Here is a 13,184-nt window from a genome sequence, read left to right as displayed (position 1 = left end):
ATTATTTGATTATTTATACTCTGAAACAAAGTGAAATTTAATACTTGGATACTTCTGTTGTGTCATTTGTAAGGAAAAGGAAGAATCGGCTAAAAACACTAATTGATTTTGCTTATCCTTTGCAAGAAAACGTTGTTTTACTCTCACAAACTCTTTGTATTCTTCATTTTTAGGATCTTCTGGCTCTATCCAACAAGCTTTAAAAACATTTAAGTTTTCATAAGTACATTTTGCACCATATTCATGCTCTAATCTGTATTGGATAACCTCATATTGAAGTGCACCAACAGTTCCAATTACTTTTCTACCATTAAGCTCTAAAGTGAATAATTGCGCAACACCTTCGTCCATTAATTGATCGATACCTTTAAAAAGTTGTTTCGATTTCAAAGGGTCGGCATTATTAATATACCTAAAATGTTCTGGAGAAAAACTTGGAACACCTTTATAGTTTAAAATCTCCCCTTCGGTTAAAGTATCTCCAATTTTAAAAGTCCCCGTATCTTGTAAACCTACAATATCACCAGGATAGGAGATGTCAACAATTTCTTTCTTTTCAGCAAAAAAAGCATTAGGACTAGAAAATTTTACTTTTTTATTATGTCTTACATGTAAATATGGCGCATTACGTTTAAACTCGCCCGAAACAATTTTAACAAATGCTAAACGGTTTCGGTGATTAGGATCCATATTGGCATGGATTTTAAACACAAACCCAGTAAATTTAGTTTCGTCTGGTTGCACTAAACGCTCTTCACTTTGTTTTGGTCTAGGTTTTGGGGCTATTTCTACAAAACAGTCCAATAATTCACGAACCCCAAAATTATTTAAAGCCGAACCAAAGAATACTGGTTGTTGTTGGCCGTTTAAATAGGTTTGTTTATCAAATTTAGGATAGATACCTTCTACCAATTCAATTTCTTCACGTAATGTATTTGCAGCTTTTTCGCCTATTAACTTATCTAATTCTGGTGATGATAAATCCGAGATTTCAATAGTTTCTTCGATATCTCTTCTACTATCTCCACTAAATAAATTAACATTTTTCTCCCAAAGATTATAGATACCTTTAAAATCGTAACCCATACCAATTGGAAAACTCAAAGGAGCCACTTTCAACCCTAGTTTTTGTTCAACTTCATCTAATAAATCGAAAGCGTCTTTACCTTCTCTATCCATTTTATTAATGAAAACAATCATAGGTATGTTTCGCATGCGGCAAACTTCAACCAATTTTTCGGTTTGTTCCTCAACACCTTTTGCTACATCAATAACAACAATAACACTATCTACTGCTGTTAAAGTTCTAAAAGTATCTTCTGCAAAATCTTTATGTCCAGGTGTATCAAGAATATTTATTTTAATACCGTTATATTCAAAAGCAAGTACAGATGTTGCTACCGAAATTCCACGCTGGCGTTCAATTTCCATAAAGTCACTTGTAGCACCTTTCTTTATTTTATTACTTTTTACAGCTCCAGCTTCTTGTATAGCTCCACCAAATAAAAGTAATTTTTCTGTTAAGGTTGTTTTACCGGCATCGGGATGCGAGATAATACCAAAAGTTCGTCTGCGTTGTATTTCTTTTAAAAAAGACATAAAAATATAATTTTGGCAAATATAAATGTTATTACATATTTAATACTATTTATAAATAGCCCATTTTGCTTTTGTTTGAATTAAAAGGGATGTTTTTTATAATTTAAGCTTATTAAAAATTGATATTTTTTGATAAAATAAGAATTGCAGTTTTACAATTCAACGAAGAAAATTAATGTTTTAGTTAACGATTCAAATTTAATTTGGATTAATTTTTAAATCTTAGAATAGTTGATTATTTTTATTACAGTAAAAATGAAACAATAAGCATAAAGTACGAAATGGTCTAGAAATTAAAAATAGTATTTATTAAGAAGCACTTTTTCTGTTTAAAGAAGTATTATTCTTTTTTTTAAGAATTAGTTGGTATTTTTGTAAACTATGATTGAAGAAAAAGTTGTTTTAGTAAACGAAAAAGATGAGCAAATAGGTTTAATGCCTAAGTTAGAAGCTCATGAAAAAGCCGTTTTACACCGCGCATTTTCAGTATTTGTTTTTAATGATAAAAATGAATTAATGATGCATCAGCGTGCATTAAATAAATACCATTCTCCGGGACTTTGGACTAACACTTGTTGTAGCCATCAACGAGATGGAGAAAGTAATCTTCAGGCAGGAAAAAGACGTTTGCAAGAAGAAATGGGTTTTGTGGTAGAATTAAAGGAAACGATATCTTTTATATATAAAGCGCCGTTTGATAATGGATTAACCGAGCATGAATTTGATCATATAATGGTTGGTAACTACAATGGAGAACCTATTATAAATCCAGATGAAGTAGCTAGTTGGAAATGGATGACTTTAGATGCCGTAGAAGTTGATATGGCACAACACCCCAAACAATATACGGAGTGGTTTAAAATAATATTCGAAAAATTCTACGAGCATATAAACATAGCTTAATATGGAAGTAACAGTTAACAGAAAAGCGCATTTTAACTCAGCGCATCGATTGTACCGAAAAGACTGGAGTTTTGAAAAAAATGATGCTATTTTCGGGAAATGTAACAACCCAAACTTTCATGGGCACAATTACGAACTGATTGTTAGTGTTACAGGAGAAATAGATAAAGAAACGGGTTTTGTAGTTGATATGAAAGTTTTAAAAGAACTTATTAAAATTGAAATTGAAGACCGGTTAGATCATAAAAATTTAAATTTAGAAGTTCCTGAATTTAAAGATCTAAACCCAACAGCCGAAAATATAGCTGTTGTTATTTACAATAAAATAAAACCAAAATTAAATGCGAGCCTTGCATTAGAAATAACCCTTTTTGAAACGCCAAGGAATTTTGTGAGATATTCTGGGAAGTAAATGTTATTAATTTTTTTAGACAAAAACATATTAAGAAAGTATCAGTTTTTCGAGTCTAAAAGTATTTAAAATAAGGTTTATTAGAGATGAAATGAGCGTTCGATTAAAATAGTCTTAAAAATGTTAAAGGTTTAGAAGTTTATGTTTAATTTTGTAAAAATTTAAAAGCGATAAAAATGGCAAATGTTAAAAACCTAAAAAAAGATATTAATTATGTTTTAGGTGATATTATAGAAGCAGTATATGTTTGGGAATATGCAAACACAGATAAAGATACTAAAGAAAGCGAAGCAATTATTGATGAAGCAATTGCTACTTTTGATGAGTTAATAGTTAAAGTAAATACTAAAAGTGATAATGCAAAAGCACACTTTAAAGCAATTAATGCTGAGTTAGAATCAAAAGGATTGGCTTTAATCGAAAAAATCAATAATTTAGGATAAATTTTTTAACTTAAATGTTGCACATGTAATTTAAGATATTATATTTGCACTCGTTAAAAAAGCCGATGTAGCTCAGCTGGCTAGAGCAGCTGATTTGTAATCAGCAGGTCGTGGGTTCGAGTCCCTCCATCGGCTCTTAAAAAACAAAAAAGACCTTTCAAATTTGAAAGGTCTTTTTTTATGTGTAAAAAGTAAGGTTTATTATTCTTTTTCAGAAGCTTTAATTTCATCAATAAACGCTTGCAATTCCTTTCCATATTTAGATGCTTTAACTTTTTCTGTTAGAGATACATTAATGGTATCCAATAAGCTTATTTTAGCGTTGTATATTTCGGTTAAAGCTAAATAAGGTGCAACTTCACTATCTTTATTATTAAGAGCGAAATTCACAGTATACAAGTATCTTCTTTTTAAGATACTTTCAGTTTGCTTTTGGATTACTTTTAGTTTAGAAGTATCTCCAGCCATTTGTGCTTCAAACTTATCTTTTATTAAATCTAAATTTCTTCCGTTAAATTTACCAATCATGGTTTGGTAATTTTCTAATACCTTTTGCTGTTCCGATCCAATAATTTTTGCATCATAAGCGAAATTTTTAAGGGTTGCGTTTATTTCCGTAATACCTTTATCTGCAAAAAATGAAATGCCATCTTCTCGTTTACTGTTTTTGTCTAAAAACAGAAAGAAAACCTCAGGAGTTTCTAAGTTGCTATGTAATTCGAAATTTGGATTTCCACTTATAACTAAAGAGTCTACATTAACAAGAGCAGAGTCTTTTACTTTTTTAAGATAAACGGTTCCTTTTTTTAAACCTTTAATATGGCCTTTAACGGTTAAGTCGTGTTGTTCTTTTCCGCAAGAAACCATCAAACAAACTAATAATATTACAAGTACTCTATTCATAGAAAATTATGCTTTTTTTTAAGTGTTACAAATATCTCACTTTTATATTTTAAATACTAATACCCATAATTGAATTATTTACGTTAAAAAGAACTTAAAATTATCAAGCACTTAAAGTTTGGCACGCCGTTTGCTTTTAGAGTAATAGTTATATTCTATATAAATAGTTTATTGAGTGGTTACTTTAAACTTTAGAATTGTAACTCATATTTTGATTGGTTAGTTAGAAAAAAAGCATCCGTTTACGGGTGCTTTTTTTGTTTAATACATGTAGGTAATTTTAATAGTAAGTAATAAAAAACCATGCGTTTCATCGATTTTATCGATTATTTAATCTCTAAGTGTTAAAATTAAGTGTATTTCATCGATTTTAAGTGTGTTTAATCGTTTCGTTAAGTTTCTAAATTATATATTTGGAGTGTTCTAAATAACACACCTTTTAGTTCAATGGATTAATTAATTAGTATTTGCATTATGTTGTTGAAATGGAATCCCAAATCTAACCTCATAATAATAACGCAAATGATAGAAAACCGAGTTTGAGGGAACTCGGTTTTTTTTATGTCTAATTATTTTGGGTTTCATTATTTTAGCTAACTTTGCTATTATGAAGTCGAAATTTCTCTATTTAGTTCTACTATTCTCTGTCTTTTCATTTGCACAATTACCTAAGGGTTTTGTTTATGTTAAAGATATAATTCCAGATTTAAATGTTGAGTTGCGCTATAATACCACCTATAATTTTGTTGGCAAGCGAGTAGATGGTTATAAATCTAACCGTTTAATTTTAACAAAACAGGCTGCTGAAGCTCTACGTTTGGTACAAGCTGAATTAGAAGATGAAAATTTATGCCTTAAAGTATACGATGGTTATAGACCTCAACAAGGCGTAAATCACTTTATACGTTGGGCTAGGGATTTGAGCGATACTATCAATAAATCTATTTTTTATCCTAAAATTAATAAACGAATATTGTTTAAATCAGGCTATATTGCTACAAGATCTGGCCATAGTAGAGGAAGTACCATCGATTTAACTATTGTAGATGGTAATACTGGAGACATTCTAGACATGGGAAGTCCGTTCGATTTTTTCGGAGAAGCATCATGGGTTAATTATCCTAATATTTCAGAAAAGCAAAAAGAAAATCGACAAATACTTCAATCGGTAATGCGTAAATATGGTTTTAGAAATTACTCAAAAGAATGGTGGCATTTTACACTTCGCGGCGAGCCGTTTCCTAAAACATTTTTTGATTTCCCTATAGAATAATTTATATTAAAGTTGTTATGCGTTTTAGCTAATTACTCAATAATTTCGCAATCACGTATATAGATATTGAGCAACGGCCAATCGCCTTTACCTGTATCTACTGCTGCAATTTTATCAATAACGTCCATACCACGCGTTACATGCCCAAAAACGGTGTAATCGCCATCTAGAAAGTGCGAGCCACCATGTTGTTGAATAATAAAAAACTCATAAGGCGATGCTAATTTATGTGGGTTATCAATAGCACTACTAGGCATAGAAATTACACCGCGATCATGTTTAAAGCCTCGTTTGGTATCTGGAGGAAGCAGATATTTTCCGATTTTCCCTCGTTTTTTAGAAATTTTAATATCGTCGCTATTACCTGCTTGTGCCATATAATTATCTATCACGCGGTAAAATTGGGTGTCAACAAAATATTTCTGTTTAGTGAGAAAAATAAAATTTGACCGGTGGAATTTTGTTTCATTATAAAGCAAAATATCAAAGCTACCAAAATCTGTTGTAATCCGGACTTTGTTTTCTTTGTGGTGTTTATCATATTCAAGAAAAAACTCCATGGCACTTTTAGAATCTAACCTTTCAAAAGCATCAGGATCTTCTTGAATTGTATCCTTTTTAATTGTTTTTGTTACCGCAGTTTCTGTTGTAGATTTCTTTTTAGAATGCTTATCTTCACAATTCAGAAATAAAAAAAATAAACATAAAAGCAATACAATACGCATATCAATGAATTTTGATGAATTTTTAAAATCTATTTCAAAAATAGAAAATATACAGCTACCAGCCGAGGCTTCTCAGTTTAAAATGGTACCACCTTTCCGTCAGGAGCTTTTAAAAAAGCAAGAAGAAGCTATTAAACACGCCAAACAAGCTGGTGTTTTATCTTTATTTTATCCGAATGAAAACAATGAAACAACCTTCGTTTTAATTTTAAGGAAAATCTATAAAGGCGCACACTCTGGGCAAGTGGCGTTTCCTGGAGGTAAATTGGAAGCAAGCGATAAATCTTTGGAAGATGCTGCAGTTCGTGAAACTTTTGAAGAAGTGGGAGTGCCCATTAAAAACATAAAAGTAATGCGTGAATTAAGTAAAGTTTATATTCCGCCAAGTAACTTTTATGTATATCCATTTTTGGGAGTTACATATAAAAAACCTACTTTTATAAAGCAAGAAGATGAAGTCGAGGCTATTATAGAAATAAAATTAAAACATTTTTTAGATGAAAAAAGTGTGATTCAAAAAAAGGTAAAAACCTCGTATAGTCTTGAAGTCGAGGTGCCTGCATTTAATTTAAATGGGCATATAGTTTGGGGGGCGACAGCCATGATGCTAAGTGAAGTTAAAGACTTATTAAAACAGCTTATCTAGTTTGCTAGAATTGTTACATTTGTAAATACTATTTAACTAACCAATTTGATGCGTGATTTATGGGATTGTTTAAGAGAAATCCATTCGGACATATATTAATTTTAAAGAAATGGCTTATCAGAATCTTCGGATTGATAACGCATAGAAGATTTCGTGGCTTTAATGAACTACAGATTGAAGGTTCGGAAATTATAAAAGATTTACCAAATACAAACGTACTCTTTGTTTCAAATCATCAAACCTATTTCGCAGATGTTGTAGCTATGTTTCATGTTTTTAATGCAAGTTTAAGCGGAAGAACAGATTCTATAAAAAACATTGGTTATATCTGGCACCCAAAGCTTAATATATATTATGTAGCAGCTAAGGAAACCATGAAAGCAGGTTTATTGCCTAAAATTTTGGCTTATATGGGCTCGATTAGTATTGAACGTACTTGGAGATCGGAAGGTAAAGATGTAAACCGTCAAGTAAAAATGAGCGATATTTCTAGTATTGGTAAAGCTTTAGATGATGGTTGGGTAATTACCTTTCCACAAGGTACAACTACGCCTTTTAAGCCTATTAGAAAGGGAACAGCACATATTATTAAACGTTATAAACCCATTGTTGTACCTATTGTTATTGATGGGTTCCGTAGATCTTTTGATAAAAAAGGATTATTTATAAAAAAGAAAAACATTTTTCAATCTTTTGAAATAAAAGCACCTTTAGAAATTGATTACGAGAATGATACCAACGATGATATTGTGAAAAAAATAGAACAAGCTATTGAGCAACATCCTTCTTTTCTTAAAGTAATTCCACAAAAAGAACTTGCAGCTCTTGAAGAATTGAATAAAAAACGTAAATGGTAAAACATTTTGTTTTCATACTTACTTATTAGATTATAGTTAATGCCAGAAGCAACCACCACGAACGAGGTGTTTTCAAATTTAAAAAACTATTTTGGTTACGATAGTTTTAGAGCCAATCAACAAGAAATTGTAGAAGCCGTTTTAAACAAAAAAGATTGCTTGGTTATTATGCCAACAGGCGGTGGTAAATCTATGTGTTTTCAACTTCCGGCTTTATCTTTTAAAGGGGTTACTCTTGTAATTTCGCCTTTAATAGCTTTAATGAAAGACCAAGTAGATGGTTTGAATGCCAACGGAATATCCGCAGAGTATTTCAACAGTAGCCAAAGTGGTTTAGAGCAATCATCCATTATAGAAAACGTAATTCGAGCCGAAATAAAATTACTTTACGTAGCTCCAGAAAGTTTAGCTTCACTACAAAATATTTTAACCGAAAAATATATTAGCTGTATTGCGATAGACGAGGCGCATTGTATTTCTTCTTGGGGACACGATTTTCGTCCATCGTATCAGCAGCTTGGTTTTTTGAAATCGACTCTTCCTAATACGCCTTTTATAGCATTAACAGCAACTGCAGATAAAGCTACACGAGAAGATATAGCCAAACAACTCCGTATAGAACATGCGCAACTGTTTATTTCATCTTTCGATAGAAAAAATATTGGTTTGGAAGTACGAGCGGCGAATAATCGAATTTCACAAGTTGTCAAGTTTATAAATTCTAGACCAAACCAATCGGGAATTATTTATTGCTTAAGCAGAAAAACAACAGAGCAACTTGCAAAAAAATTAAAAGCAAATAAAATTCCAGCAGAAGCTTACCACGCTGGTTTAAACTTTGATAAACGAAGTAAGGTTCAAGAATCTTTTATTCGTGATAAAACCCAAATAGTTTGTGCTACAGTGGCTTTCGGGATGGGTATTGATAAATCTAACGTGCGTTGGGTAGTGCATTACAATATGCCTAAAAATATTGAAGGCTACTATCAAGAAATTGGTCGCGCTGGTCGAGATGGATTAAAATCGCATGCTTTGTTGTTTCATAGCTATGCCGATGTTATTCAGTTACAAAATTTTGCAAGTGGCGCATCTAATGAAGCCGTGCAGATTGCTAAACTTGACAGGATGAAACAGTTTGCAGAAGCTAACACTTGCAGACGGAAAATTTTACTTGGTTATTTTGGTGAGTTATTAGGCGATGACTGCGGTAATTGTGATGTTTGTAAAAATCCACCACAATTTTTTGATGGTACTATTATCGCTCAAAAAATTCTTTCGGCAGTGTATCGTTTACAAGAAAAAGAAGCCATGGGTATGATTATCGATGTGCTCCGCGGTTCTCAAAATGCGGCTGTTTTGGCAAAGGGATATCAAAATGTACGCACCTTTGGTATTGGGAATGATATTGCCTGGAAACATTGGCAATATTTTGTAATTCAGCTTATAAATCAAGGGTTTTGCGAAATAGCATTTCATAAAAATAATGCCTTGCAACTTACCGAATTTTCTAATAACGTGTTGTTTAAAGGTGCAAAAGTAGCCCTTACAAAACCTGTTGCTGTTACCGAAATAAAACCTGTGGTTAAGGAGAAACGCACGCGAGCAACAAAAACAAGGACAAAAACACGTACTAAAGCCAAAGCACCAACCGATAATTTATTTGAACGCTTACGCAGATTGCGTTATAAAATTGCCCAAGAAGAAGATATTCCTGCTTATTTGGTGTTTAGTGATGCTACTTTAAAAGAAATTGAAAAGGAACGCCCATTAAGTGAAGATGATTTTTTAAGGATTAGTGGAGTAGGGCAGCGTAAGCTTGAAGTTTATGGTGATGAATTTATGGCAGAAATCATGAATTTCATGGGGTCAAAACCTAAGAAAACAAAAAAAGGAGATACATATTTAAAAACTTACGAACTTTATCAATCGGGTTTATCTATAGATGAAATTGCTATGCAACGCAAATTAGGAACAACAACCGTTTACTCACATATTGCAAAATTGTATAGTACAGGTAAAAAAATAAACATCTACGATTTTGTGAGTAAAAGTGAAGTAGAAGCTGTTCAAAAAGCCAAAAAAGAATTAGATGGTCCAAAAGCCTTACGAGCATATTTTGAATATTTTAATGAATCGATAGATTATTTTAAAATACGTTTAGCATTAAGTGTTATTGATAAAGACTAAAGAGTTTCTGTTTTTTTAACTGAAAATTAATTAACTTCGATTTTAATAAAACTGAAAAATATGCCGACAGATTTAATTGAAGACGAGGTTTTTAGTAAACAAGATTTCTCCAAAAACCGATTACCTAAGGCCGATTACGAGTATTGCACGTTTAAGAATTGTAACTTTTCTGAAGGTTTATTGTCGGGTGTACAATTTTTAGAATGTGAATTTATCGACTGTAATTTGAGCTCTTCAGATATTACAGGTTCTACTTTTCAGGATGTTAAATTTGTAGGCTGTAAATTATTGGGTTTGCATTTTGAAAGTTGTAACCCGTTTGGTTTTGCTTTACAGTTTAAAGATTGCCAATTAAATCATGCTTCTTTTTATCAAATGGAATTAAAACATGTGCAGTTTTCTAACTCTAAGCTAATAACTGTAGATTTTACTGAAAGTAATTTAAGCGCGTCAAGTTTTAATGATTGCGATTTACAAGGCGCTACTTTTGAAAATACGAATCTAGAAAAAACAGATTTCCGAAAAGCGATTAATTATAATATTCATCCTGAAAAGAATAGAATAAAAGGTGCCAAGTTTTCGTTAGATGGTGTGGCTGGGCTTTTAGCCGTTTATGGGGTTGAGATTGAAGCTGTTTAATTCTTCTGTTTTTTGAGTTACTATTGCAATATTCCCATGAAAATGGAAACATAATACAATCCTGTTAATATAAAAACGATACCTGCAACTGTTCGCATTACCTTTTCAATTTTAGTAATTCTATTATAGAAAACCCCAACTTTTCCGGCTGTAAAGGCTAATAAATAAGTAAAAAGAATTACTGGTAACCCTGTTCCGAATGCGAATATAATGGGTAAATAAAGTCCGTTTGCGGATGTAATGGTCATTGGGATTAGCATGCCAAAAAATAAGGCACCGCTATATGGACAAAATGCTAAAGCAAAAACCACACCTATCAAAAAAGAACCTAGTAATCCTTTATCTTTAAATTTATCTGATAATTTTTCCTGAAAATTCGATTTTCCTAAAAAATTGAGTTTGATAATGTTTAACATAATCAGCCCAATGATTATTAATAAAGGGCCTAAATACTTCTCTCCATTCTGATTAAAAAATCGAGCAATATGAAATTTGCTTGCACCAAAATATAATATCAACCCAATTGCAGTATAACTAAACCCTCTTCCTAAAGAGTATAATAACCCACTTAAAAAAACTTTCCGTTTGCTTGAAATATTTTTTGAGATATAAGCAGTTGCTGTTATATTGGTTGCCAAAGGGCACGGGCTTATGGCTGTCATTAATCCGAGTATAAATGCCGATAGAATAGGAACGTTATAATCCTCTAAAAGAGATTGTAAAAAATCCATTTATAAGGTCTTTAATTCCGTGTCAATTTTGGCTTTTAATTCTTTAGAAAACACATCTTGGTCATTTCCTTCCATAAAGGCAAATTCGGTTAAATCAATTTGTTTTTCTTTACCATTTTTTATTACATTAATAATTAAAGCAGTTCCTGAGGCTTCGAATTTTTCAGCAATTTTTTCGTTCTCCTTTTTGTCGACATCAATAACTTGAAATGTGATTTCTTTAGCTTCTAGTTCTTTTGAAAAATAAGTATCTAATGTATATTTTGTATTTGCTTCAATGGCTTTACAAGTCATGCATCTGTGGGTAGAGTGGAAGTCTAAAACTTCTATTTTTGAAATAGATTGATCTAAAGATAGTTCTTTATTTTTGCTTTGTTCTTTACAAGCTATTAGCATCATTCCGATGGCTAAAACTGTGAATATTTTACTCATTACTTTAATTTTGTTTTTTTGGATCTTCAATTTCATTGTATAATTTATTTATGATTATAATAATATGTTGAATAAATAGCCTGAAATAATAATGCAGAAGGTAACCACACTAAAAAAGATAGCAATCAGTTTTAATGTCATCACTTTTTTTAAGAGCATGGCTTCTGGTAAGGATAAACCAACAACACCCATCATAAAGGCAATTGCAGTGCCCAACGGAATACCTTTTGCTACTAAAACCTGAGCTACAGGTAGTATTCCAGATGCGTTAGAGTACATGGGTACTGCTAAAATAGTAGCAATGGGTACAGCAAAAAGATTGTCTTTCGCCATATATTTCTCAAAGAAACCTTCTGGAATATAACCATGCATTAGTCCTCCAATCGCAATACCTACAATAACATAAGGAATAATACCTTTAAGAATATTTAGTACTTCGTCCCAAATTATTGGCAACCGTTGTTTTAAAGTTTGTTTTTCGGCAATAAAGGTATCTTGCTCTTTTTGTGCATTTGCTAAAATATTTTTTACCCAAGGTGTTAAATAAGCTTCCAATTTTAATTTCTGAAGAATAACGCCTGAAATTGTACCTAATAAAATACCGCTAATTACATAAATAATAGTGGTTTTAACTCCAAATAGGCCAACAAAAAGTCCGATGGCAACTTCATTAACTAAAGGAGACGTAATTAAAAATGCAAAGGTGACACCCAATGGTATTCCTCCTCTTACAAAACCAATAAATAACGGAACGGAAGAGCATGAACAGAATGGTGTTACGACTCCAAAAAGACTGGCCACTAAATATTCTAAACCGTATAATTTATTTCTTGAAAGATAGTTTTTAACCTTATCTATAGGGAAGTAGCTGTTAATTATGCCCATTAAAAATATAATTACTAAAAGAAGTAATAGAATTTTTACTGTATCATAAATAAAGAAATTTAGAGCTTCTGCCAGATGTTGTTCTTTGTTTAAGTTCACAACATCATAAACAAACCAATCTGCTATATTTTGTATCCAATCAAACATTTTTAATTGTTTTAATTGTGCCAGAAATGTTACAAGACATTTTTACGGTATTATAGATTGTTCCAAACTTTTCGATGTTCTTTTTTAACAAATCTGTATTTAACTTTTTATCGTTACTGTAGATTGTTAAAGTATAAGTTAGATTATCCATCCTTGGTGGATTTTCAAGACGCGTGGCATTAACTTCAAGTGTGGTTTTAGTATATGTGAATTTCATCATAGCAGAAAAACGTTCTACATTTTTAAGCATGCATGCAGCAAACGACCCTAAGAATAATTCTGCCGGATTAGGCAAGGTTTTAGCTGTTTTTGGAGTTGTCCCAAAATCTATATTCGATTCTTTTATATGAATAACAGCATCTTCATCTGAGATAGAAGATGCTTTGATTTGATAATTCATAA

Annotated in this window: 15 protein-coding genes and 1 tRNA gene; 9 read left to right on the top strand and 7 right to left on the bottom strand. The window is 31.6% G+C overall.

Annotated features, from left to right (window positions below; all coding sequences use genetic code 11):
• Positions 1-9: 9 nt before the first annotated feature.
• Complete coding sequence (locus tag M4I23_RS16105; protein WP_158847740.1) at positions 10-1,599, bottom strand: peptide chain release factor 3; 1,590 nt, start codon at positions 1,597-1,599, stop codon at positions 10-12.
• Positions 1,600-1,980: 381 nt separating this feature from the next.
• Between M4I23_RS16105 and idi the strand changes: the two genes are divergently transcribed.
• The 4 genes from idi to M4I23_RS16085 all read left to right on the top strand — a co-directional run bounded on the left by idi (position 1,981) and on the right by M4I23_RS16085 (position 3,492).
• Positions 1,981-2,502, top strand: a complete 522-nt coding sequence (gene idi, locus M4I23_RS16100) for an isopentenyl-diphosphate Delta-isomerase (RefSeq protein WP_158847742.1) — start codon at positions 1,981-1,983, stop codon at positions 2,500-2,502.
• A 1-nt stretch (position 2,503) separates the two neighbouring features.
• Positions 2,504-2,914, top strand: a complete 411-nt coding sequence (locus M4I23_RS16095) for a 6-carboxytetrahydropterin synthase (RefSeq protein WP_249755096.1) — start codon at positions 2,504-2,506, stop codon at positions 2,912-2,914.
• 176 nt (positions 2,915-3,090) lie between these two features.
• Positions 3,091-3,357: a hypothetical protein gene (locus tag M4I23_RS16090; RefSeq protein WP_158847746.1), complete on the top strand. Its 267-nt coding sequence runs from the start codon at positions 3,091-3,093 to the stop codon at positions 3,355-3,357.
• Positions 3,358-3,418: 61 nt separating this feature from the next.
• Positions 3,419-3,492 (top strand) — tRNA-Thr (locus M4I23_RS16085).
• 66 nt (positions 3,493-3,558) lie between these two features.
• Here the strand turns inward: M4I23_RS16085 and M4I23_RS16080 are convergent.
• Complete coding sequence (locus M4I23_RS16080) at positions 3,559-4,260, bottom strand: DUF4369 domain-containing protein (RefSeq protein ID WP_158847748.1); 702 nt, start codon at positions 4,258-4,260, stop codon at positions 3,559-3,561.
• Positions 4,261-4,867: 607 nt separating this feature from the next.
• On the opposite strand from M4I23_RS16080, the gene M4I23_RS16075 reads away from it, so the two are divergent.
• Positions 4,868-5,533, top strand: a complete 666-nt coding sequence (locus tag M4I23_RS16075; protein WP_249755095.1) for a M15 family metallopeptidase — start codon at positions 4,868-4,870, stop codon at positions 5,531-5,533.
• Positions 5,534-5,565: 32 nt separating this feature from the next.
• Here the strand turns inward: M4I23_RS16075 and M4I23_RS16070 are convergent, their stop codons facing one another.
• Complete coding sequence (locus M4I23_RS16070) at positions 5,566-6,258, bottom strand: peptidylprolyl isomerase (protein WP_249755094.1); 693 nt, start codon at positions 6,256-6,258, stop codon at positions 5,566-5,568.
• A gap of 4 nt (positions 6,259-6,262) precedes the next feature.
• Between M4I23_RS16070 and M4I23_RS16065 the strand changes: the two genes are divergently transcribed.
• From M4I23_RS16065 to M4I23_RS16050, 4 genes are read left to right on the top strand one after another with little or no spacing between them, the layout of a single operon-like run.
• A complete protein-coding gene (locus tag M4I23_RS16065) occupies positions 6,263-6,904 on the top strand; it encodes a CoA pyrophosphatase (RefSeq protein ID WP_158847754.1) in 642 nt (213 codons plus the stop codon).
• Between the two features lie 59 nt (positions 6,905-6,963).
• Positions 6,964-7,761: a 1-acyl-sn-glycerol-3-phosphate acyltransferase gene (locus M4I23_RS16060; protein WP_249755093.1), complete on the top strand. Its 798-nt coding sequence runs from the start codon at positions 6,964-6,966 to the stop codon at positions 7,759-7,761.
• 39 nt (positions 7,762-7,800) lie between these two features.
• Positions 7,801-9,948: a DNA helicase RecQ gene (gene recQ, locus M4I23_RS16055; protein ID WP_249755092.1), complete on the top strand. Its 2,148-nt coding sequence runs from the start codon at positions 7,801-7,803 to the stop codon at positions 9,946-9,948.
• Between the two features lie 60 nt (positions 9,949-10,008).
• Entirely contained in the window at positions 10,009-10,587 is a 579-nt protein-coding gene (locus M4I23_RS16050) for a pentapeptide repeat-containing protein (RefSeq protein ID WP_249755091.1), read from the top strand.
• 20 nt (positions 10,588-10,607) lie between these two features.
• Here M4I23_RS16050 and M4I23_RS16045 read toward each other — a convergent pair whose 3' ends face one another.
• The 4 genes from M4I23_RS16045 to M4I23_RS16030 are packed head-to-tail and all read right to left on the bottom strand — an operon-like array spanning position 10,608 to position 13,182.
• Positions 10,608-11,318 (bottom strand): aromatic aminobenezylarsenical efflux permease ArsG family transporter, encoded by a 711-nt coding sequence (locus M4I23_RS16045; RefSeq protein WP_249755090.1) that lies wholly within the window; start codon positions 11,316-11,318, stop codon positions 10,608-10,610.
• Entirely contained in the window at positions 11,319-11,750 is a 432-nt protein-coding gene (locus tag M4I23_RS16040) for a nitrophenyl compound nitroreductase subunit ArsF family protein (protein WP_249755089.1), read from the bottom strand.
• Positions 11,751-11,804: 54 nt separating this feature from the next.
• A complete protein-coding gene (locus tag M4I23_RS16035) occupies positions 11,805-12,782 on the bottom strand; it encodes a permease (RefSeq protein WP_249755088.1) in 978 nt (325 codons plus the stop codon).
• Positions 12,775-13,182 carry an OsmC family protein gene (locus M4I23_RS16030; RefSeq protein ID WP_158847769.1) on the bottom strand — a complete coding sequence of 136 codons (408 nt, stop codon included), beginning with the start codon at positions 13,180-13,182 and terminating at the stop codon, positions 12,775-12,777. The genes M4I23_RS16035 and M4I23_RS16030 overlap by 8 nt, the downstream gene beginning before the upstream one ends.
• Positions 13,183-13,184: the final 2 nt, after the last annotated feature.

It is taken from the genome of Algibacter sp. L4_22, assembly GCF_023473045.1.
Taxonomy (GTDB): Bacteria; Bacteroidota; Bacteroidia; order Flavobacteriales; family Flavobacteriaceae; genus Algibacter.
Note: the sequence above shows the minus strand (reverse complement) of the source record. Positions and strands in the feature narration are given on the sequence as shown.